This is a genomic window from Plasticicumulans lactativorans (assembly GCF_004341245.1).
GTDB classification, from domain to species: Bacteria; Pseudomonadota; Gammaproteobacteria; order Competibacterales; family Competibacteraceae; genus Plasticicumulans_A; species Plasticicumulans_A lactativorans.
In genome coordinates, this window is the sequence record NZ_SLWY01000003.1 from 231863 (window position 1) to 254867 (window position 23005).

The following is a 23005-nucleotide window of genomic DNA, read 5'->3' on the forward strand; positions in this document are numbered from 1 at the left end:
CCACCTCACTCGGCGTAGCGGGTCATCTCCACGTAGGCCTGGCCGCGCACCGGGCCGCGGGCATCGCGCCCCTCGACCCGCGCCGCCCCCTCCCAGTAGCGCACGCTGAGGCGCATCTCCTGGTCGGCCACCTTCGGCGTGAGCTGCAGTTCGAGGGCGGCGGCGGGAACGCGCAGGCGCCAGCGCGCCGGGTAGGCGTCGCCGCTCGCGGGGCTGCTCCAGCGCCCTTCCGGGGTGAGTTCGACGGCCCCGGCGGCGAGCGGCGTGTAGGTGCCGTCGGCGGCCACCAGCGTGCCCGCGCTGTGGGCGTCGAGGCCGCCGTCGCGCCGGCGCAGGCGGTAGAACATCAGCTCGCGGCCGTCGTCGAGCTGCACCGCGAACCAGTCCCAGCCGCTCTGCTCGGGGCCGAGGGCGCTGGTGCTCCATTCGCGGTCGAGCCAGCTCGTGCCGTCGACGGCAACGCGGCGTCCGTCGACGCGCAGCTCGCCGCGGCTCGCCAGGCGCGTCACCGAGTAGTAGTACGAGGCGTTGCCGGGGGCGGCGCTCTTGCGGCTCAGGCCGGCCTCGCCCTGCAGCACCGGCGCCTTGGCCGGGACGAGTTCGAGCTCGAGCCCGATGTCGTCGTCCTGCGCGCTGATGCGCCAGGTACCGCGGGCGGCGTCGGTAAGACGTGCCTCCCAGCGCTCCAGCCACACCTGCGGCGGTGCGGACCCGGCCCCGGCGAGCCCGAGCGCGGCACGGGCGAAGCGCTCGACGGCCCGGTGACGGCCGGCGGCCACGTCGGTGAGCGCGAGGTGGCCCATGTAGAACGTGTGCGTGCGCCAGGCGGAATCGTCCGGCGGCGCGCCGGGGGCGAGCGCGATGCGGAACAGGGTCAGCTGGTAGCCGTACTCGCGGCCGGCGGCGTCGTGCAGGTGGCCGGTGAAGTACCACCACTCGTTGCGATACCCCGGGTGCGGGCCGTGGTCGGCGGGGAATGTGAACGGACGCGGGACCTCGGCGCGCAGGAAGCCGGCGTCCGCGGTCGCGCCGAGCGCGCTGGAGACGCTGATCGCCGCTGCCGGCGGCGTCTGCGGGCGCAGCGCGTACAGCGTCGCGGCCATCGCGGTGGCGCCGAGCAGCAGGGCGACGGGCGTGCGCATGCGTTCACTCCTCGCGCAGCGCGGCGGCCGGGCGGCTGTGCGCGAGCCGCCAGCTCGGGTAGACGCCGGCCAGCAGCGCGGCAACGAGGGCGAGCAGCACGGTCTGCAGCAGCGCGGCGGGGTCGAACGCCCACGGCATGGTCCAGCCGAAGGCGCGGCGGTTGATCACCTCGATCAGCAGCACGCCGATGCCCAGGCCGAGCGGCAGCGCCAGCAGCCCGGAGGCGAGGCCGAGCACGCCGCATTCGAGGCTGACCAGGCGCCCGAGCTCGGCCGGCGTCAGGCCGAGCGCGCGCAGCACGGCGAAGTCGCGTGCGCGTTCGAGCTGCAGCGCGAGCAGCGAGCTCAGCACTCCGCAGAACGCCACGCCGACGGCGAGCGCGCGCAGCAGCGCGGTGATCGTGAAGGTGCGCTCGAACACCGCGAGCGAGAGCGCGAGGATGTCGCGGTTGCCCTGCGTCTTCACCGCCTGCAGCGGTGCCGCCGCGGTTTCCAGCCGCGCGCGCACTGCCGTCGGGTCGGCGCCCGCGGCGACGAACACGCCGACCGAGCCGATGCGCGTGTCGGCCCAGAAGTGGCCGAGCTGCGCGTGGTCGAGCAGGATGCGGCCGTGCTCCGAACCGTAGTCGTGGAATACGCCGGCGACCGTGAAGTCGCGCGTGCCGGCATCGGTGGGCAGGCGCAGCGTGGCGCCGGGGGCGAGCTTCAGGCGGTAGGCGAGGGGCTCCGAGACCAGCACCGCACCGGCGTCGAAGGCCGCCCAGGCACGCTCCGGCGGCCCGTCGCTCAGGCGGTAGCCGGCACGGGCGGCGGGGGGGAGGGTGGCGGCGATGAGCTGCACCGGCTGCTCGTCGATGCGGGTGTCGAAGCGTCGGTAGGTGGCGATGGCGACGACGCCGGGGACGGTCCGCCACGCGGCGATCACGGCGGGGGCGAGCGGCACGAAACCGTGTCCGTCGGTGCCCGCCAGCGGCGCCGCGTAGACGTCGGCGCGCAGCAGGTCTTCGAGCCACAGCGTCACCCCGGCGCGGAAGCTGTCGACCATCAGCGTCACGCCGAGCGCGGCGCCGAACGCCACCGCCAGCGCGGCCGCCGCCACCGCGGTGCGGCTCAGGTTGCGCCGCAGGTCGCGCACCGCGAGCCGTGCCAGCGGCCCGGTCCGGCGCTCTGCGGACGGGGCGAGCACGGCGGTGAAGGCGAGCAGCAGCCGCGGCGTGGCGAGCGTCGCGGCGAGCACCAGCAGCAGCAGCGCGCCGAAGCCGCCGGGCAGGCCGTCGCTGCCCGCGAGCACGGCCACGGCCGCCGCGCCGAGTGCGGCCGCGCCGAGCAGCAACTGCCGCGACAGGCGTCGCCAGCGGTTTTCGTACTGTGCACGGTTGCTGGCCCGCCCCGGGGCGGAGCCGGCAGCCTCCCACGCCGGGGCGAGGGCGGCGAGCACGGTGGCACCGAGCCCGAGGGCGGCGCAGCCGGCGAAGACGCCGGGCGGCAGGTGCAGGCGTGTGTCGACCAGCGGGTAGTAGAGGTCGTTGACGGTGCGCCCGACCAGCGGCACCAGGCGCGCGCCGAGCACGCTGCCGAGCAGCAGGCCGACGGCGGTGCCGAGCACCCCGAGCGCGGCGGCTTCGAGGAGCACCTGCGCGAGCAGTTCGCGGCGGGTGACACCGAGCGCGCGCAGGCTGCCGAACAGCGCACGCCGGCGCAGCACCGAGAAGGTCATCGTTTCGTAGATCAGGAAGGTGCCGACCAGCAGCGCGAGCAGGCTCATCGCGGTCAGGTTGAGCTCGAAGGCGGCGGTGAGACGCTCGCCGGTGCGCGCGCGTGCGCCGGCGGCTTCGAGCGTGACGCCGGGCGGCAGGCGGGCAGCCAGGGCCGTGGCGGCGGCGGCGTCGAGCCGCAGGTCGATGCGGGTGATGCGATCGCCGAGCCCGAGCAGCACCTGCGCGGTGGCGATGTCAGCGATCACCCAGTCGCCGCTGCCCCCGTCGGCGGCGAACGTGCCGGCGACGTCGAGCGTGGTGGCGTGCTCGCCGATGCGCACCTCCACGGTGTCGCCCGCGCGCAGGCCGAGCTGCGCCGCGAGTCCGGCGGGCAGCAGGATCGCACGCGGGCGCGTGAGCAGGGCGCCGGTATCGACGTCCGCGTCGACGCCGGGCAGGCGCCCGAAGCCGGTTTCGGCAAACGGATCGAAGCCGAGCAGCCGCAGCCAGCGTCCCGGCGTCGCGACCGGCTGCAGCCAGCCTTCGACGACCGGTGCGGCCTCGTGCAGCCCTGCGTCCACGCGCAGCCTGCGATAGACGTCCTGGGCCACGCCGGCCGGGCCCGCGGTGATCGTGTGGGTGGCGCGGCCGCCGAGGCGTTCGAGCGCCTCGTGCAGGCTCAGGCGGGCGCTGTCGGTGGCGATCGCGACCGCGAGCACCACGGCGACCCCCAGCGCGATGCCGGCGATCGCAAGCACGGGCTGCCAGGGCTGCTGGCGCCATTGCCGCCATCCGGCGCGCAGCAGCAGCGCCGGCGTCACCGCTCCTCCTCGCACAGGCGGCCATCGACGAGATGCAGGCGGCGGTCGGCGCGTGCGGCGACTTCCGCGCTGTGGGTGACGATCAGGCAGGCGCCGCCCCCTGCACCGCACAGACCGAACAGGAGGTCGAGCACCTGCGCGCCGGTGGCGCCGTCGAGGTTGCCGGTGGGCTCATCGGCGAGCACCACCGCGGGGCGGTGCGCCACGGCGCGCGCCACCGCGACCCGCTGCTGCTCGCCGCCCGACAACTCGCCGGGGAAACGTGCGCGGGCCTCCACAAGGCCGACCGCCGCGAGCAGTTCGTCGACGCGCGCGGCGGCCGCGGCCCGCGGCCACGTGTTAAGTTCGAGCGCGAGGCCGATGTTCTCTGCGACGGTGAGCGTCGGTACCAGATTGAAGGCCTGGAACACGATGCCGATGCGATGGCGGCGCAACAGGGTGCGCTCGCGCTCGGCGAGGGCCGTGATCGCCTGTCCCGCCACGTATACGACCCCTGCGTCGGGCAGGTCGATGCCGGCGACGAGATTCAGCAGGGTGGACTTGCCCGAGCCCGACGGGCCGAGCAAGGCGACGCTCTCGCCTGCCCCGATGGCGGCGCTGACGCCGGCCAGCAGTTCGCGCCGCCGCTCACCTTCGGTGACGTGGTGTGCGACCTGCTCGATGACGACGGCGAAAGACGGCGGACTGGCTGTGATCGATGGAAGGGCCATAATTGTAAAGTTTCCCGAACGTACCGGTCGTGATCTTCCCGGCGCGATGGCGCAGCGGCATGGAAGTCGTTGACGGAAACAGCATTTAACTGCCCGGCGTCACGGCTCCGGGTCGACACCTCCTGCGGGCGCTTGGCACACTGCCGCCCACTCAACGTTTGATGGATGGGGTACCACGATGATGCACTCGGGCAGGACACCACTGAGCCGTATCGCACTGGCTGCAGCAATAGGGACGACACTCGCCGGATGCGCGGGTTCACCGGACCTGCCGACCCTGCCCACGACGGCCAACTACGGGTCCAGCACGACCGATCCCGCGAAGTATCAGTACCTGATCGGTCCCGGCGACAGCGTGCAGATCTTCGTGTGGCGCAACCCGGAAGTGTCGCAGAGCGTGACCGTGCGCCCGGACGGCAAGATCACCACCCCCCTGGTCGAGGACCTCCCGGCGACGGGCAAGACACCCACCCAGCTTGCCCGCGACATCGAGAAGGTGCTGGAAACCTATATTCGCCAGCCGATCGTGACCGTCATCATGGGGGGCTTCGGCGGGCCCTACAGTGAGCAGATCCGCGTGGTCGGCGAGGCGGCGCGGCCCCAGGCCCTGCCGTACCGCGAGAAGATGACGCTGCTCGACGTGATGATCCAGGTGGGTGGCCTGACGCAGTTCGCCAGCGGCAACCAGGCCAAGATCGTGCGGCTGGTCGACGGTCAGCAGAAGCAGTTCGTGGTGCGCATCGACGACCTGCTGAAGGATGGCGACATCACCGCCAACATCGACATGCTGCCCGGCGACGTCCTGATCGTTCCTGAATCGTGGCTGTAAGCAGCCTCCGCGCGCCCTCCTGATCGGTATTTGTATATGCATGACATCGTTGAGCAGCTTCTGGGCTATCTGCGTGGCATCTGGCGTTATCGCTGGTATGCGCTCGGGCTCGCATGGATCGTCTGCATCGCCGGCTGGGTGGGGGTGCAGCGTCTGCCCGACCAGTTCGAGGCGTCGGCACGCGTCTATGTCGACACGCAGTCGATCCTGCGCCCACTGCTGCGCGGGCTCACCGTCGACGTGAACACCGACTCGCAGGTGCAGTTGATGACGCGTACCCTGTTGAGCCGGCCGAATCTGGAGAAGGTCGCGCGCATGACCGACCTCGATCTGAAGGCGCGTGACACCAAGCAGATGGACGAACTCATCGACGGGCTCGCGAAGAACATCTCGCTGCGCAGCGCCGGTCGCGAGAACCTGTATTCGATCGTCTATCAGGATCGTGACCCGCAGTTTGCGAAGAAGGTCGTGCAGTCTCTGCTCACGATCTTCGTCGAGAACGCACTGGGCGAGACCCGGCAGGATTCCGACAGCGCGCAGCGCTTCCTCGACAAACAGATCGCCGAATATGAAGCGCGCCTGCTCGCGGCCGAGGAGCGGGTGAAGACCTTCAAGCGTCAGAACGTCGGTGTCATGCCCGACTCCGGACAGGACCACTATGCGCGCATGCAGACGCTCAGTGGTCAACTGGCTGCGGCACGCCTGGAGTTGCGCGAATCCGAACAACGGCGTGATGCCTTGAGCCAACAGATCGAAGGCGAACTGCCGACTTTCGGCTACGGCAATCGCTCGCCTGCGGCCGACCCCAAGCGTGCCAATATCACATTGCCGGTGGATGCGCGTATCCAAGGGATGCAGGAACGCCTGGATCAACTGCTGCTGCAATTCACGGACAAGCACCCTGATGTGATCGCCGTGCGTCAGACCCTCGCGGATCTGAAGAAGCAGAGGGATGCGGAGATGGCAGAAATCACCAGATCGATGACCGCCACGGCATCCGCCGAGAACGACGGGAACGGAATGCCGGTTCCCGCCGGTGTCAGCAATCCTCTTTACCAGCAGCTCAAACTGACGCTCAGCCAGGAAGAGGCGAACATCGCAGCCATCAAGGTGCGTGTGCAGGAGTACGAATCCCGACTGACCGAGATGCAGAAGCTCGTCAACAGCGTTCCCGAGATCGAAGCACAATTGAAGGCGCTGAACCGCGATTACGAAGTGACACGGCAAAATTACGACCAACTTCTGGCCCGGCGGGAGTCGGCGCGTCTGTCACAGCAGGCGGGGCAGACCAACGAGGACATCCGTTTCAAGGTGATCGATCCGCCGCGCGTGCCGAACACGCCGACCGGCCCCAATCGGCTTGCACTGATGACCACGGTGTTCGTCGCCGGGCTCGGTGCCGGTCTGGTGTTGGCCTTCCTGATGTCGCAACTGCGGCCTACCTTCGACAACCGCCGCATTCTCACGGAGATCACCAGTCTGCCCGTCCTCGGTTCCGTCAGCATGATCGTTTCGCCTCAAGTCCTGCGGCGCCAGAAGATCGGGTTGATCAGTTACGCTGGTATAGGTGCGATGCTGGTGATCGTTTATGCCGGTCTCGCGGTGGCGCAGGCCACCGGTTACCGGTTCCTTTGACGGACCGAGGATGGACTGATGGATACCATCGAGAAAGCAATCGAACGCCTGTCGGCTCGCAAATCACCCGCAGTCGAAGGAAATGTGGCGCGTGCCGCTGCCGAACCGGTGATCGAAACGCGCCCGCCGATGGCTGCGTCGCAACCGGCCTCTGTGAACTCGTCTGCCCCGACCCCGCGACTCGATACCAACAACGTGGCGAGTCGCGTGGCCATCCGCCGTACCCGACGCTCGGTCACGCTCGACCTGCAACGCATCCGTGATGCCGGCATGGTAGTTCCTGACGGTAACCGTAGCCGCATCAAGGAGGAATACCGCCATATCAAGCGCCCGCTGCTGGCGAATGCGGCTGGCAAAGGAGCCGCGATCAACGAGAACTCCAACCTGATCATGGTGACGAGTTCGCAACCCGGCGAGGGCAAGACATTCACTTCGATCAATCTGGCGCTCAGTATGGCCACCGAGCGTGACCGGACGGTACTGCTGGTCGATGCCGACGTGTTGAAGCCGAGCGTGTCGAAGTTCTTCGGAATCGACAACGGTCCGGGGCTCGTCGACTTCCTGATCGACGACAACATTGATCTGTCCGAGGTTCTGGTCGAAACCAACATCCCGTCGCTGGTTCTATTGCCAGCGGGTAATTCGCACCACCTGTCGACCGAACTGCTCGCGTCCGAGAACATGCGCCAACTCGCTCGGGAAATGAGTCAGCGCTATGCCGACCGCATCATCGTGATGGACTCGCCTCCCTTGCTGGCAACTACCGAAGCAAGTGTTCTCGCCAGCCTGGTCGGACAAGTCGTGATGGTGGTGGAGGCGGAGCGCACTCGGCAGTCGATGGTGCGCGAGGCCTTGGCGCTGCTTGATCCGGACATGACGGTGGGATTCGTGCTCAACAAATCCCGTGGCACACTCGGCAATGATTACTATGGACCTTACTATTACGGATATGGCGAACCGAGCCGTGAGTGAGTGGAAATCGAGGATGGGGGGGGCGGCCGCGTTGGTGGGTGCTGCCGCGGGATTGGTGGCATTCGGTGGCGCGACAGACGCTTGGGCCGCAGACTGGAAGGCTCAGCCGTTCGTGTCCGTATCGGGCATTCTCAGTGACAACGTCGATCAATTGCCAAGAGGAGAGGAAAATGGCGATTTTGTGATTGAGGTTCGACCGGGCATTTCGTTACGCGGTACCGGTGGTCGCGTCGATCTGGGACTCGACTACGAAGCGCAGGGAACTTTTTATACTGATAACTCAGACCTCTCATCATTCACCAACCGGCTCAACTTTTTTTCGACGACCGAGCTTGTCGAAGAGCGACTGTTTGTTGATGTGGGTGCCAATTACTTCCAGACGGCGAACAGTCCAGGGGTAAATGCGTCGTTGGATTCCCTGCTTGCCGACGGCACTTACTCCAATGTCGGTTCGGCGCGTATCAGTCCGCGCTGGCGCGAGCGCTTCGGCAGTTTCGCTGAGTCCGACCTTACCTTGCTCTATGCGCTGACGCGTTTCGAAAACAGCACGGCAAGTGATAGCGACATTAGCTCTGCCAGTTGGAACATCAAAAGCGGTGATGGCGCGACGCGCCTGCAGTGGTCACTTGACCTCGATCGCGAAGTGACCAGTTACTCCGGCAATACGCCGAGTGACTCGTCGAACTCTGCGGAAGCCAACACCAGTTACGCCATTTCCGACGACTGGGCCGTACTTGCGCGCTGGGGCTATACTCAGGATAACATCAGCGATCTTAACAATATCATCGAGAACGGCGCATACTGGAGCGGTGGTCTGCGCTGGTCGCCCAGTCGCAAGGTCAGTGCAGCGGCATGGTATGGCAGAAAGGACCAAGAGTACACGCTTGATTTGAAACCGACCGAGCGCACGACATTTCATCTTGGTTTCTCTGATCGTGCGGTTGGTGAGGACTCCGGGCCGCGCTGGAACATGGACTTTTCACATCGTACGGCGTATTCGTCCTGGGGGGCTAGTTACATTGACGAAGTGACCAATGTTCAGCAGCTCACGGCAAATACGAACGGTCTGATTTCCTTTCTCGATCCGGCGACCGGGCAGACCATGTTTTTTGATCCTGTGACCGGACGCCTGTTGAATCGTCAAGAGACCTTCACGTTACGCGACGGCAGTTTTGAGCGCAAACGGTTTCAGCTCAACTCGAGTTATGAGAAAGGTCGCAGCCTGGTCTATGGCAGTATTTACCAGGAACAGCGCGACTTCCTGAGCGGCGATGCCGCTCAGGAGAAATCGCTGGGTTTCAATTTGAGTTGGTCCTGGCGCTTCGCACCGCGCACGCGTTCGGTCGTCAGCACCGAATGGGAGCGCACCTCCAGCAGCGATGGTGCCACCGACGGCGATCTCCTGGTCGGAACCATCGGAGTGACGCATCAGCTCGCGGCCGATGTCGACGGATTGCTGGAATACAAGCATTCGCGCAGCGACGTCGATTCCGACCTGGGCTACGACGAAAACCGCCTCACCATGACCATCAACATGAGGTTCTGAAGGCGTGTACACGCACTACTACGGCTTCAGTGCCAAGCCCTTTCAACTCAGTCCCGATCCGCGCTTCTTCTTCGGTAGTTCCGGGCACAAGCGCGCCTTGGCTTATCTCCGCTACGGGATCAGCCAGGGCGAAGGATTCATCGTCATTACCGGTGGCATCGGTACCGGCAAGACCACCTTGGTGCGTAGCCTGTTCGCCGAGCTCGACCCGAGCTCCGTCGTCGCCGCTCAGCTCGTCACGACCCAGCTCGAGGCCGACGACCTGCTGCGGATGGTGGTGGCGTCGTTCGGCCTTGCCCACGAGAGTGTCAGCAAGGCATCGCTGCTCAAATATTTCGAGGACTTCCTGCGCAGTTGTGCGCGTGAAGGCCGGCGCGTGCTGCTGGTCGTCGACGAGGCGCAGAACCTGCCGCCGCGTTCACTCGAAGAACTGCGGATGCTGTCCAATTTCCAGATTTCCGAGAAACCGCTGCTGCAGAGCTTCCTGCTCGGCCAAGAGGAATTCCGACAAACACTCGGTGGGCCTGGCATGGAGCAGTTGCGCCAGCGCGTCATCGCTTCGTGCCATTTGAATCCGCTGAGCGAGGCCGAGACGCGCGAGTACATCGAGCATCGCCTGCGCTGCGTGGGCTGGAGCGGGCAGCCGCATTTCACCGACGGCGCGTATGCGGCGATTCACCGAAGTGCGCAAGGCGTGCCACGGCGCATCAACGTGTTCTGCGACCGCGTGCTGCTGCATGGCTTTCTCGAAGAACTGCGTGAATTCGACGAGACCGCCATCGAGGCGACGCGAAGCGAGTTCGGGCAGGAAGTGTTCAGCATCGAACCGGGGAAGGCGGCCACCGGCTTTGCCAGCGTTGCGGCGCCGCGACCGGCCGCGGCGCCGTACGCACCCGACAGCGGACTCGATCACCGGCTCGAACGCATCGAGCGTGCGGTGAACGGGCTGTTGATGGCGCAGACGGCCGGTGGTGCCGAGGTGCCCGACGTCGAACGACGCTTGTCCGAACTCGAACCGACGGTACGGGCGCTCAAGGAAGGCTTCGTGCGCCTCACCGAGGTGCTGGAGCGGCTCACCGAGAACGATCGCGCCTAGCTGCAGGCGGAACGGCTGCTCCCGCCCGCTTTCCGATTTTCCCCGCTGTACGTCGAGGACCCTGCCATGGCCGCGCCCGGCCCCGTGAATGCGATGACGGTGGATGTGGAGGACTACTTCCAGGTGTCCGCATTCGAATCCCACATTCGACGCGACGATTGGGAGCGTCTGCCCTGCCGGGTCGAGGCGAATACCCACCGGGTGCTCGACCTTTTCGCCGAGGCGGGCGTGCAGGCGACCTTCTTCACGCTGGGCTGGGTGGCCGAGCGGTTTCCCGGCCTGGTGCGACGCGTGGTCGATGAGGGGCACGAACTCGCGAGCCACGGCTGGGAGCATGTGCGGGTGATCCACCAGACGCCCGAACAGTTCCGCGCCGATGTCAGGCGTACCAAGGCGCTGCTCGAGGATCTGGGAGGGCACAAGGTCCGCGGTTATCGTGCCGCGAGTTACTCCATCGGTGAGCGCAATCTGTGGGCGCTCGCCGAACTGGCGGATGCGGGTCACGAATACAGTTCGAGCATTTTCCCCGGCCGGCACGACCTGTACGGCATGCCCGCGGCGCCGCGTTTCGCATTCCGGCCGGACAACGCCCCGGGGCTGCTCGAGATCCCGATCACCACGGTCGAGTTCGCCGGTCGCCGCTGGCCGGCGGCGGGCGGGGGGTTCTTCCGGCTGTTTCCGTACGCGCTGTCACGCACCCTGCTGCGGCGGGTGAACGGATACGATGGACGCCCGGCGCTGTTCTATTTCCATCCGTGGGAAATCGATCCGCAGCAACCACGCCAGACCGGGATCGGCCTGCGCACGCGGGTACGCCACTACCTCAATCTCGAGCGCACCGAATTGCGCCTGCGCCGCCTCCTGGTCGATTTCGCCTGGGATCGCATGGACCGGGTGTTCCTCGCCGACGGCACCACCACCATTCACACGAGCGTCGCTGCATGAGCGCCATCACCGATCGCGACACAACGGCCATCGTCATCCGTCAACTCACGCCCGACGATCACGCCCGCTGGGATGCCTTTGTCGTCGCCTGCCCGGAAGCGACGTTCTTCCACCGCGCCGGCTGGCAGACCGTGCTCGAGCGGGCCTTCGGTCATCCCACGTACTTCCTGTACGCGGAACGCGAGGGGGTGATCGTCGGCGTGCTGCCGCTCGGGCGGGTGAAGAGCCGCCTGTTCGGCGATGCCCTGATCTCGCTGCCGTTCTGCGTCTATGGCGGTGTCGCCGCCACCGATCCGCTGGTGCGACGGCCGCTGATCGAGGCCGCCTGCGCGCTTGCCCGCGAACTCGGCGTCGATCATCTCGAACTGCGTAACCGCAGCCGCCAGTGTCCGGAGTGGCCATGCAAGGACGCGCTCTACGTGACCTTCCGCAGGGCCATCGCCGCCGATGCCGACGCCAATCTCAAGGCGATTCCGCGCAAGCAGCGCGCGATGGTGCGCAAGGGAATCGACGCCGGGCTGGTCGGCGAACTCGACCGCGACGTCGAACGCCTGTTCGATGCCTACTCCGAGAGCGTGCGCAATCTCGGCACACCGGTGTTCCCCAAGCGTTACTTCGGCATCCTCAAGGACGTGTTCGGCGACGATTGCGAAGTGCTGACGGTGACCCGGGACGGGGCCACGGTTGCCAGCGTGATGAGTTTCTATTTCCGCGACGAGGTGCTGCCCTACTACGGTGGCGGCAAGGCCAGCGCGCGTGACGTCAAGGGCAACGATTTCATGTACTGGGACCTGCTGCGGCGCGCCGGCGAACGGGGCTGCCGGGTTTTCGACTACGGGCGCAGCAAGGTGGGCACCGGTTCGTTCAGCTTCAAGAAGAACTGGGGCTTCGAACCCGAGCCGCTGTACTACGAGTTCTATCTGGTCAGGGCCACGCACCTGCCCGACGTCAATCCCCTCAACCCGAAGTACCGCCTGTTCATCGCGGCGTGGCAGAAGCTGCCGCTGTGGCTCAGCCGGCGGCTGGGACCCCTGATCGCCCGCAGCCTCGGTTGATCGCCCCATGGATGACCTCCTGCTGCTCGTGCACCGGATCCCGTATCCGCCGAACAAGGGCGACAAGATCCGTTCGTATCGCCTGCTGCGCCACCTGGCGGCGCGTTATCGCGTGCATCTCGGCGCCTTCGTCGACGACCCCGATGACTGGCGTCACGCCGAGGCGCTGCGGGCTTGGTGTGCCGACGTCCACCTGCTGCCGCTCGATACGCGCAAGGCGCGCCTGCGCAGCCTGCGCGGGCTGCTCGCCGGCGAGGCCCTGAGCCTGCCGTACTACCGGGATCGGGGCATGCGCAACTGGGTGCGGAGCGTGCTCGACCGCGGGGTGCGCAAATCGGTGGTGTTCTCGTCGGCGATGGCCCAGTACGTCCTTGACGTGCCGGGTATCACGCGCGTCACCGACTTCGTCGACGTCGATTCCGACAAGTGGCTGCAATACGCGACCGCCAAGCGCTGGCCGATGAATTGGGTGTATCGGCGCGAGGCTGCCCGCCTGCTCGCGTTCGATCGCCGGGTGGCCGCGGCGAGCCGCGTCGCCCTGTTCGTGACCGCCGCCGAGGCCGAGTTGTTCAGGCGCCTGGCGCCCGACTCGGCGGGGCGGGTCGCGCATTACGACAACGGCGTCGATGCCGTCTACTTCGATGCGGCCCACGGGGGGAGCGACCCCTACCCGGCGGGATCGTTGCCGCTGGTGTTCACCGGGGCGATGGACTACTGGGCGAACGTCGACGCGGTGGCCTGGTTCGCACGCGACGTGCTGCCGCTCATCCGTGCGAAGGTCCCGACGGCGGTGTTCTGGATCGTCGGCTCACGGCCCACCGCCGAGGTGCGCGCCTTGGGCGACCTGCCCGGCGTGCACGTCACCGGTGGCGTGCCCGACATCCGCCCCTATCTCGCGCACGCCCGTAGCGCCGTGGCGTCCTTGCGCATCGCCCGCGGGGTGCAGAACAAGGTGCTCGAAGCGATGGCGATGGCCAGGCCGGTGCTGGCAACACCCGCCGCGATGGACGGCATCGTGCCCGATCGCCGTTTCGACGCGCTGGTTTCCGATGTACCCGCCGAACTCGCAGCGCGCGCCGTGACCGTGCTGCGCGACGGTGACCGCGACGGCCTGGGGGCGCTCGGGCGTGCGCACGTGCTGGCGCACTACGACTGGACGCGCAACCTGAGCGCGCTCGACGCCTATCTGGAGGACTGATGGCCGTACCCGCAGACAAGCCCCTCGCGGACCTGTCCGCTGCCGAGCAGACCCGCAGGGCCGGGATCTGGCGGCACCCGCTGGTGGCGCTCGGCGCCGGCCTGCTCGCGTTGTTCATCCTGTTCCACGACACGCTCGCGGCGATGGCCGCGATCTGGTGGCGTTCCGACACCTTTGCCCACGGCATGCTGATCGGCCCGATCGTGGTGTACATGCTCGCCGGCCGGCGCACCGAGATCGGGCGGATCACCCCGCGCCCCGACAGCGCGGGCGTGCTGGCGCTGCTGGCGCTGTCGCTCGGCTGGGCCGTGGCGGCGGCGGCCGAAGTGGGCGTGGTGCAGCAACTCGCGCTGGCCGTGATGGTGCCGGCCATGGTGTGGGCCGTGCTCGGCCGGCGCGTCCTGTGGGCGGCGGCCTTCCCGCTCGCCTACCTGCTGTTCGCCGTGCCGATGGGCGAGAGCCTGGTCGAGCCGCTGCAGGACTTCACCGCGGTGTTCACCGTCAAGGCGCTGCGCCTGAGCGGCATCCCGGTGTTCTCCGAAGGGCGCTACATCACCACGCCGACCGGCAACTTCGAGGTTGCCGAGGCGTGCAGCGGGATCCGCTACCTGATCGCCTCGGTCGCCCTCGGCTGCCTCTACGCCTACCTGACCTACCGCGCCGCGTGGCGACGGCTCGCCTTCATCGCACTCGCCATCGTCATGCCCATCGTCGCCAACGGCGTGCGTGCCTACGGCATCGTGATGATCGCGCTGCTGTCCGACATGAAGCTCGCCACCGGCGTCGACCACATCATCTACGGCTGGCTGTTCTTCGGCCTGGTGGTGATGCTGATGTTCTGGATCGGCCGCTTCTGGGCCGACGACACCGCTGTCGCCGGTGCCGCGGCGGCGGTGCCGCCCGATTCCGCGCCTGCGCCGACGCGGCGCGCGCTCGGCGGCATGCTCGCGGCCGCGCTGCTCGCCACCGCGGCGGGGCCGATCCTGGTGATGCGGCTCGACGAGGCGCAGCGCGACGCCACGGTGACGCTGCCGACGCCGCCCGCGGCCGACGGGGCATGGCCGGTGACCGCGGCTGGGGAGTGGCGGCACACCTACCGCAATGCCGCTGGCCAGGTGCGCGCCGATTACCTGCGCGACGGCGGCGAGGGGCGCGTGCAGTTCCTGGCTGCTGCCTACCCGGCGCGGCGCGGCGCGGCACCGCTGGTGAGTTCGGGCAACCTCCTCTACGACGCCGAACAGTGGATCCATGCCGGCGAGGAGCTGCGCACCGTCAGCGTGGCCGGGCAGGCGTTCGAGGTGCGTGAGCTGCGCCTGATCTCGGGCGAGCGGCGGCGCATGATCTGGTCGTGGTACGCGATCGGGCCGCGCCATGTGGTGTCGATGCCCGCCGCGAAGGCCTGGCAGGCCTGGGAATCGCTGACCGGAGGGCCGCGTCGCGATCTCGTCGTGGCGCTGGCGACCGCCTCGGCCGATCGCCCGGACGAGGCCCGCGAGCGCCTGACGGCCTTCGTCGCGGCTCACTGGCAGACGCTGCGCGAACAGTACGTCGCCGCGCCCTGAGGCTGCCGTGACGGTCGCACCGCAGGCGCCGCCGCTGGTCGCCCACGTCATCCATCGGCTGAGCATCGGCGGGCTCGAGAATGGCGTGGTCAACCTCGTCAACCACATGCCGCGTGAGCGTTTCCGGCACGCGGTGGTGTGCCTGACCGACTACACCGAGTTCCGCGCCCGCATCGCCTCGCCCGAGGTCGAGGTGATCGCGCTGCACAAGCGCCCCGGCCACGACGTCGGCCTGTACCGGCGCCTATGGGGGGTGCTGCGACGCCTGCGCCCGGCGATCGTCCATACCCGCAACCTCGGCACGCTGGAGGCGCAGGTGCTCGCGTGCCTCGGCGGCGTGCGCGGGCGGGTGCACGGCGAGCATGGCTGGAATGCCGCCGGCCCCGAAGGCGAACCCGCGCGCCACCACCGCCTGCGTCGCCTGCTGCGCCCCTGTGTCGGCCACTACGTCGCACTCGGCGGCGAGATCGCACGCTACCTCGAAGACCGCGTCGGGGCGCCGCGCGCGCGGATCAGCTGCATCTTCAACGGCGTCGACACGCAGCGCTTCCATCCCGGCGGAGCGGGGCGGCGCGCGCTGCTGCCGCCGGGGTTCGCGCCCGCCGATGCCGTGGTGCTCGGCACCGTCGGGCGGCTGCAGAACGTCAAGGACCAGCCGACGCTCGCACGCGCCTTCGTGCGCGCGCTGGCCGAGCATCCCGCCGCGCGGGCGCGCCTGCGCCTGGTGATCGTGGGGGAGGGCGAACACCGCGCCGAGGTCGAGGCGATCCTGCAGGCGGCCGATGCGCGCGCGCTCGCGTGGCTGCCCGGGGCGCGCGAGGACGTGCCCGCCCTGCTGCGGGCTCTCGACGTCTTCGTGCTGCCGTCGCGCGCCGAGGGGGTCTCCAACACCATCCTCGAAGCGATGGCGAGCGGGCTGCCGGTGATCGCGACCCGCGTCGGTGCCAATGCCGAACTGCTGCAGGCGGGGGTCACCGGCGTCCTGGTCCCGCCGGCGGCGCCCGAGCCGATGGCGGCGGCGATCCTCGCCTACCTCGACGACCCGGCCCGCCTCGCCGGCCACGGCGGCGCCGGTCGCGCGCGGGCCGAGGCGCACTTCAGCCTCGCCGCGATGGTGGCGCAGTACGCGGCCGTCTACGACCGCGTGCTCGGGCGCTGAGCGCCGGCGGGCGTCCACGCGACTTTACGTAAACGTCAATCCGACGATTGACGTTTACGTCAACCGTTCTTACTCTGCGCGGCGTTCCGGCCCCAAAAGGGCTAGACCTAAGCACGCACGACTCAAGGCAGCCACCCTGCTCCCGAGGAGAACCGCCATGCCCCACGCGCTTTCGCGTCGCGGCCCAGCCGCATGCCCGTTCGCTGATCCCCTGCCGCTGCCGGCGGCCGCAGCCGTGGCCCGCGCCACGTCCTGAGCATCCGCCTCCGTCCCGCTCACTCTTCGCCGGGGAGCCGATGCCCCGGAGCACCGTCATGGGAGAACGCCGCATGACCATCGCCGCCGTCACGCTCGACGACAAGTACACCCTCGAATCCGGTCGCGTGTTCCTGACCGGCACGCAGGCGCTGGTGCGCCTGCCGCTGATGCAGCGGGCGCGCGACGCCGCCGCCGGCCTCAACACCGCCGGTTTCATTTCCGGCTACCGCGGCTCGCCGCTGGGCGCGCTCGACCAGGCGCTGTGGAAGGCGCGCAAGTACCTCGAGGCCGGCCACATCACCTTCAAGCCGGGCCTCAACGAAGACCTCGCGGCGACCGCCGTGTGGGGCAGCCAGCAGGTCAACCTGTTCCCGCAGGCCAAGTACGACGGCGTGTTCGCGATGTGGTACGGCAAGGGGCCGGGCGTGGACCGCACCGGTGACGTCTTCAAGCACGGCAACATGTTCGGCACCGCCAAGCACGGCGGCGTGCTGGTGGTGGCGGGCGACGACCACGCGAGCAAGTCCTCGACGCTGCCGCACCAGAGCGAGTACGCGTTCATGGACGCGATGATCCCGGTGCTGAATCCCGCCGGGGTGCAGGAGATCCTCGACCTCGGCATCTTCGGCTGGGAGCTGTCGCGCTACTGCGGCGCCTGGGTCGGCTTCAAGACCATCGCCGAGACCGTCGACTCCTCGGCCTCGGTGTACATCGACCCGCACCGCGTCAGCATCGTGCTGCCCGAGCAGTTCGAACTGCCGCCCGAGGGCGTGCACGGGCGCTGGCCGACCAAACCGCTGGAGCAGGAGTACATCCACCAGCGTTACCGCCTGTACGCCGCGCTCGCCTTCGCCAAGGCCAACAAGCTCGACCGCATCGTGCTCGACAGCCCGAACCCGCGGCTGGGCATCGTCACCACCGGCAAGAGCTACCTCGACGTGATGCAGGCGCTGGAGGACCTCGGCATCGACGAGCAGGAGGCCGGGCGCATCGGCCTGCGCGTGTACAAGGTCGGCATGAGCTGGCCGCTCGAGCGCGACGGCGTGCGCGATTTCGCCCAGGGCCTCGAAGAGGTGCTGGTGGTCGAGGAGAAGCGCGCGGTCATCGAGAACCAGTTCAAGGAGCAGCTCTACAACTGGCGCGAGGACGTGCGCCCGCGGGTGATCGGCAAGTTCGACGAGAACCGCGAGTGGATCCTGCCGTCCACCGGCGAGCTCACCCCGGCGATGATCGCCCGCGTGATCGCCCGGCGCATCGCGCGCTTCCACACCAGCGAGCGCATCGAAAAGCGCCTCGCCTTCCTCGAAGCCAAGGAAGCCGCCCTCGCCAAGCCGCGCGAGACGATCGAGCGCGTGCCGCACTTCTGCTCGGGCTGCCCGCACAACACCTCGACCCGCGTGCCCGAGGGCAGCCGCGCGATGGCCGGCATCGGCTGTCACTACATGGTGACGTGGATGGACCGCCGCACCGACACCTTCACGCAGATGGGCGGCGAGGGCGTGACCTGGATCGGCCAGGCGCCGTTCACCGACACGCCGCACGTGTTCCAGAACCTCGGCGACGGCACCTACTTCCACTCGGGCTACCTGGCGATCCGCGCAGCGATCGCCGCCAAGGTCAACATCACCTACAAGATCCTCTACAACGACGCCGTGGCGATGACCGGCGGCCAGCCGATCGACGGCCAGCTCTCGGTGCCGCAGATCAGCCACCAGCTCTACGGCGAGGGCGTGCGCCGCATCGCCGTGGTCAGTGACGACCCCGCGCAGTTCACCGTGCGCTCGGCCTTCGCCGAGGGCGTGACCTTCCACCACCGCGACGACCTCGACGCCGTGCAGCGCGAGCTGCGCGAGGTGCCGGGCTGCTCGGTGATCATCTACGTGCAGACCTGCGCCGCCGAAAAGCGGCGCCGGCGCAAGAAGGGGATCATGGTCGATCCGCCCAAGCGCGCGCTGATCAACGCCGCGGTGTGCGAAGGCTGCGGTGACTGCGGCGTGCAGTCCAACTGCCTGTCGGTGGTGCCGAAGGAGACCGAGTTCGGGCGCAAGCGCGCGATCGACCAGTCGGCCTGCAACAAGGACTTCTCGTGCACCAAGGGCTTCTGCCCGAGCTTCGTCACCGTGCACGGCGGCAAGCTGCGCAAGAACAAGTCCGCGCAGGCCGCCGAGTGGACCCTGCCGCTGCCCGAGCCGGTGCTGCCGGGCACCGCGCAGCCCTACGGCATCGTCATCACCGGCATCGGCGGCACCGGCGTGGTCACCATCGGCGCGCTGCTCGGCATGGCCGCGCACCTCGCCGGCAAGGGCGTCAGCGTGCTCGACATGACCGGCCTGGCGCAGAAGTTCGGTGCCGTGGTCAGCCACGTGCGCATCGCCGACACCCCCGAGGCGATCCACGCGGTGCGCGTCGCCGCCGGCGGTGCCAGCCTGCTGCTCGGCTGCGACATGGTGGTGGCGGCAAGCTACGAGGCGCTCGCCAAGGTCGACGTCGGCAGCTGCCACGCAGTGATCAACGCCCACGAGTCGATGACGGCGGCGTTCCTGCGCAATCCCGACCTGGTCTTCCCGGCGGGCTCGATGGAGGCGGCGATCGTCGAGGCCACCGGCCGCGACCACGCCGATTTCGTCGACGCCACCGGCATCGCCACCAAGCTGCTCGGCGACTCCATCGCCGCCAACCTGTTCATGCTCGGCTACGCGTGGCAGAAGGGCCTGGTGCCGCTGTCCGGCGAGGCGATCGAGCGGGCGATCGAGCTCAACGGCGCGGCGATCGAGGCTAACAAGGCCGCCTTCCTGTGGGGCCGCCGCGCGGCGGTCGACCTCGCCGCGGTCGCGCGCATCGCCAACCCCGGCACCGTGGTCGAGCTGCGCCGGCCGGTGTCGCTCGACGAGCTCATCGCGCGCCGCGTCGCCTTCCTCACCGACTACCAGGACGCCGACTATGCCGCGCGCTACCGCGCCCTGGTCGACAAGGTGCGCAAGGCCGAGGCCGACAAGGCCGGCGGCAGCACGCGCCTGACCGAGGCCGTCGCGCGCTACTATTTCAAGCTGATGGCCTACAAGGACGAGTACGAGGTCGCCCGCCTGTACACCAGCGGCGCCTTCCGCGAGCAGCTCGACGCGACCTTCGAGGGTGACTACACGCTCGAATTCCACCTGGCGCCGCCGCTGTTCGCCAAGCGCGACCCGGCCACCGGCCACCTGAAGAAGCAGAGCTTCGGGCCGTGGATGCTGCGTGCCTTCGAATGGCTGGCCAAGGGCAAGCGCCTGCGCGGCACCCCGTTCGACGTGTTCGGCTACACCGCCGAGCGGCGCGGCGAGCGCGAGCTGATCGGCGACTACGCGGCGACGGTCGACGAACTGCTGGCCCGGCTGGATGCCGAAAACCTTGCGCTGGCGGTGGAGATCGCCTCGATCCCCGAGCACATCCGCGGCTACGGCCACGTGAAGGACGAGCACCTCGGCAAGGCCAAGGCGCGCGAGCGCGAGCTGCTCGCCACCTGGCGCAATCCGCCCAAGGCCTACAAGGCTGCCTGAGCGGCCCACCCGGCCGCGGCCGGCGACCCCGCCGCGGCCCTGCACTCACCACACGAAGGAGAGGCACCCATGAGCGTTTTCACCCAGATCGATTTCGACGACCACGAGCAGGTGGTGTTCGCCCGCGACGCGCGCGCCGGCCTCAAGGCCATCATCGCCGTCCACAACACCGCGCGCGGCCCGGCGATGGGCGGCATCCGCATGTACCCCTACGCGAGCGAGGACGACGCGATCCGCGACGCGCTGCGCCTGTCGCGCGGCATGACCTACAAGAACGCGCTGGCCGAGCTGCCGATCGGCGGTGGCAAGTCGGTGATCATCGGTGACCCGCACCACGACAAGACCGAGGCGCTGCTGCTGGCGATGGGCGAGGCGATCGAGCGCCTCGGCGGGCGCTACATCGGCGCCGAGGACTCGGGCACCTCGGTGCCCGACGTCAAGGTGATGGCGCAGCGCACGCAGCACCTCTCCGGCATCCACGAGAAGTCGACCACCGACGGCAGCACGCGCAGCGGCGACCCGTCGCCGGCGACCGCCTACGGCTGCTTCGTCGGCCTCAAGGAGGCCGTGCGCCACCGCCTGGGCAGCACCGAGCTGCGCGGCCTGCGCGTGGCGATCCAGGGCACCGGCAGCGTCGGCCTGCGCCTCGGCCGCTACCTGAAGGACGCCGGCGCGCAGCTGTGGGTGACCGACGTGTTCCCGGCCAACCTCGACCGCGCGGTGACCGAGCTCGGCGCCACCGCGGTCGCGCCCGAGGCGATCTTCGATCTCGACGTCGACGTGTTCGCCCCGTGCGCGCTGGGCGCGATCCTCAACGACGACACCATCCCGCGCCTGAAGGCCGCGGTGGTCGCCGGCGCGGCCAACAACCAGCTCGCCGAGGCCCGTCACGGCGAGGCCCTGCGCGCCCGCGGCATCCTCTACGCGCCCGACTACGCGATCAACGCCGGCGGCATCATCGACGTTTGCTACGAGCGCATCGGCTTTGACGCCACCGCGGTGAAGGCGCACGTCGAGCGCATCGCGGCGACGCTCGCCACCATCTTCGAGCGTGCCGCCAGCGAAGGCGTGTCGACCGCGGTGATCGCCGATCGCCTCGCCGAGGAGCGCTTCAAGCGCTGAGCCGCCGCAGCCGGGCCGCTGCGGCCCGCACGCATCGGCAAGACGCCATCACCGCCGCCGTGGTCCCCCGCGGCGGCGGTGATGTCATTTCCGCCCATCCGATCTCCCCGGAGGCTTTCGTGCGCTTCAGGTGCCCGCTGCCTGTGGCCATTTGCTCAGCAGCAGGCCGACGAACTTGTCGGCGGCGGGGGAGAGGGAGGCACCGTGGCGGCGCACCAAGCCGATCTTGCGCGTGACCACCGGCTCGACCAGCGGGCGGCTGACCAGGATCGGGTGATCGTCGCCGGGCATCGCCAGGCCCGGCAGCACCGATACCCCGAGGCCAGCCTCCACCAGTCCGAGCGAGGTCGACAGGTGCTGCACCTCGTAGAACCAGCGCGGGCGCCAGGTGAGATCGGCCAGCGCGTGGTCGAGCAGCATGCGGTTGCTGCTGCTGCGTCCGACGCCGATCAGCCGGAAGGGTTCGAGTTCGCGCCAGCTCACCCGCTCGTGCTGGGCCAGTTCGTGGTCGCGCCGGCACGCCAGCACGAACGGGTCGTCGATCAGCGGCAGGAAGTCGACCTCCGGCTGCTGCCCCCCGGTGATGTTGATGCCGAAGTCGGCTTCGCCGCGCATCACGCTCTCCAGTCCTTCGTTGCCGCTGAGATCGAGGATGCGGATGCGGATCTTCGGGTACTCGCGGTTGTATGCCTTGATCACCGTCGGCAGGAAGTAGAACGCCGCGGTCGGGATGCAGGCCAGCGTGACCACGCCCGACTGGCGTTCGGCCAGTTCGCGGATACCGAGGATCGAGTTCTCGAAATCGTCCAGCAGGCGGCGCGCCTTGGGCAGGAAGTCGCGCCCCACCGCGGTCAGGCTCACGCGCCGTGTGGTGCGGTCCAGCAACTGGATGCCGAGGTTCTCTTCGAGCTTCTGCATGCGTCGCGTCAGCGCCGGCTGCGAGAGGTGCAGCCATTGGGCCGCTTCGTGGAAGCTGCCGAACTCAGCGATCTTGACGAAGGCGCGGAGATCTTGAAGGTCGTAATTCATGCTCTTATGTAAATAATAATTTTAATATTTGCATTTACGCCGAGCCTTGTTTCGATGTCAACACTCTCTTGTTTCGTGCCCCCCGTCTCCTTTAGCCCTACGGCTTGCTGACGTATCCGTCGTCGTGGAGTAGGGCGCGTTGAGCGCCCGCTTGCCATCCCTGTCGAGCCTCCCGGCTTCGCGGGCGCCGATCCCGTGCCTCTACAAGGTGTTCGATGGCCCCGACTCGTCCTGCGCATCGGGCCTGGCCCGTCGAGACGCGCTGCGCAGACCCGACGCTCAACGGGCTTGACGCCCTTCTCCCTGGCTACCGGGGCTCCTCGGCCCGCGTGGCACTCCATTCTTCCCTGAGCGCACCTATTAATAACTTAAAATAAATAAAAATAAAAATTTTTGCATTTGAATCATCAAAGGAATGCTGTAAATATTCTCCACGTCAATAATGACGTTTATTGATGCACGAAATCTTGATTCGTGCCTGATGTCAACGAACGGCGTCGGTTCTGGACTGCCACCCCGAAGGTGGTCGACCCCGCCGTTCCCCAGTCGATCGTTCTCCCGACCGTGCAGGGTGGGGAAGCGATGCGTGAGAACCCGAGGAGGCGAGGCGATGCAGATAACCGGCATGTTGCACGGGGCGAGGCTGTTGCAGTACGTGGATTTTCCCACCGCGGAGGTGCTCGGCCCGGAGGC

At 68.2% G+C, this 23005-nt stretch carries 17 protein-coding genes; 12 read left to right on the forward strand and 5 right to left on the reverse strand.

Going from position 1 to position 23005, the window contains the following annotated elements:
- Positions 1–5: 5 nt before the first annotated feature.
- From EV699_RS03455 to EV699_RS03465, 3 genes are read right to left on the reverse strand one after another with little or no spacing between them, the layout of a single operon-like run.
- On the reverse strand, positions 6–1142 hold the full coding sequence (locus tag EV699_RS03455) for a lipocalin-like domain-containing protein (protein ID WP_132538974.1): 1137 nt from the start codon (positions 1140–1142) through the stop codon (positions 6–8).
- A 4-nt stretch (positions 1143–1146) separates the two neighbouring features.
- The gene (locus EV699_RS03460) at positions 1147–3660 is read right to left on the reverse strand and encodes an ABC transporter permease (protein ID WP_165904010.1); all 2514 of its coding nucleotides are present in this window, start codon (positions 3658–3660) and stop codon (positions 1147–1149) included.
- The gene (locus EV699_RS03465) at positions 3657–4370 is read right to left on the reverse strand and encodes an ABC transporter ATP-binding protein (protein ID WP_132538977.1); all 714 of its coding nucleotides are present in this window, start codon (positions 4368–4370) and stop codon (positions 3657–3659) included. Before EV699_RS03465 ends, EV699_RS03460 begins: the two co-directional genes overlap by 4 nt.
- A gap of 181 nt (positions 4371–4551) precedes the next feature.
- Between EV699_RS03465 and EV699_RS03470 the strand changes: the two genes are divergently transcribed.
- The 12 genes from EV699_RS03470 to EV699_RS03525 all read left to right on the forward strand — a co-directional run bounded on the left by EV699_RS03470 (position 4552) and on the right by EV699_RS03525 (position 21283).
- Entirely contained in the window at positions 4552–5199 is a 648-nt protein-coding gene (locus EV699_RS03470; RefSeq protein WP_132539025.1) for an XrtA/PEP-CTERM system exopolysaccharide export protein, read from the forward strand.
- Between the two features lie 36 nt (positions 5200–5235).
- The gene (locus EV699_RS03475) at positions 5236–6834 is read left to right on the forward strand and encodes an XrtA system polysaccharide chain length determinant (RefSeq protein ID WP_132538978.1); all 1599 of its coding nucleotides are present in this window, start codon (positions 5236–5238) and stop codon (positions 6832–6834) included.
- A gap of 18 nt (positions 6835–6852) precedes the next feature.
- The gene (locus tag EV699_RS03480) at positions 6853–7806 is read left to right on the forward strand and encodes an XrtA-associated tyrosine autokinase (protein ID WP_132538979.1); all 954 of its coding nucleotides are present in this window, start codon (positions 6853–6855) and stop codon (positions 7804–7806) included.
- Entirely contained in the window at positions 7799–9352 is a 1554-nt protein-coding gene (locus EV699_RS03485; protein WP_165904011.1) for a TIGR03016 family PEP-CTERM system-associated outer membrane protein, read from the forward strand. The genes EV699_RS03480 and EV699_RS03485 overlap by 8 nt, the downstream gene beginning before the upstream one ends.
- A 4-nt stretch (positions 9353–9356) precedes the next feature.
- Complete coding sequence (locus EV699_RS03490) at positions 9357–10448, forward strand: XrtA/PEP-CTERM system-associated ATPase (protein WP_132538981.1); 1092 nt, start codon at positions 9357–9359, stop codon at positions 10446–10448.
- A gap of 66 nt (positions 10449–10514) precedes the next feature.
- On the forward strand, positions 10515–11393 hold the full coding sequence (locus EV699_RS03495; protein ID WP_132538983.1) for an XrtA system polysaccharide deacetylase: 879 nt from the start codon (positions 10515–10517) through the stop codon (positions 11391–11393).
- On the forward strand, positions 11390–12448 hold the full coding sequence (locus EV699_RS03500) for a FemAB family XrtA/PEP-CTERM system-associated protein (protein WP_132538985.1): 1059 nt from the start codon (positions 11390–11392) through the stop codon (positions 12446–12448). Before EV699_RS03495 ends, EV699_RS03500 begins: the two co-directional genes overlap by 4 nt.
- Before the next feature lie 7 nt (positions 12449–12455).
- Positions 12456–13646: a TIGR03087 family PEP-CTERM/XrtA system glycosyltransferase gene (locus EV699_RS03505; RefSeq protein WP_132538987.1), complete on the forward strand. Its 1191-nt coding sequence runs from the start codon at positions 12456–12458 to the stop codon at positions 13644–13646.
- Positions 13646–15208, forward strand: a complete 1563-nt coding sequence (gene xrtA, locus EV699_RS03510; protein ID WP_132538989.1) for an exosortase A — start codon at positions 13646–13648, stop codon at positions 15206–15208. The genes EV699_RS03505 and xrtA overlap by 1 nt, the downstream gene beginning before the upstream one ends.
- A gap of 7 nt (positions 15209–15215) precedes the next feature.
- Positions 15216–16367, forward strand: coding sequence for a TIGR03088 family PEP-CTERM/XrtA system glycosyltransferase (locus EV699_RS03515; RefSeq protein WP_132538991.1), 1152 nt, complete (start codon positions 15216–15218; stop codon positions 16365–16367).
- Positions 16368–16696: 329 nt separating this feature from the next.
- Positions 16697–20161, forward strand: a complete 3465-nt coding sequence (locus EV699_RS03520; RefSeq protein ID WP_132538993.1) for an indolepyruvate ferredoxin oxidoreductase family protein — start codon at positions 16697–16699, stop codon at positions 20159–20161.
- Positions 20162–20230: 69 nt separating this feature from the next.
- A complete protein-coding gene (locus tag EV699_RS03525) occupies positions 20231–21283 on the forward strand; it encodes a Leu/Phe/Val dehydrogenase (protein ID WP_132538995.1) in 1053 nt (350 codons plus the stop codon).
- A gap of 126 nt (positions 21284–21409) precedes the next feature.
- Here the strand turns inward: EV699_RS03525 and EV699_RS03530 are convergent, their stop codons facing one another.
- Positions 21410–22312, reverse strand: a complete 903-nt coding sequence (locus EV699_RS03530; RefSeq protein WP_132538997.1) for a LysR family transcriptional regulator — start codon at positions 22310–22312, stop codon at positions 21410–21412.
- A 360-nt stretch (positions 22313–22672) separates the two neighbouring features.
- On the reverse strand, positions 22673–23005 hold a 333-nt coding region (locus tag EV699_RS20070), incomplete at its 5' end, for a hypothetical protein (protein WP_207922986.1).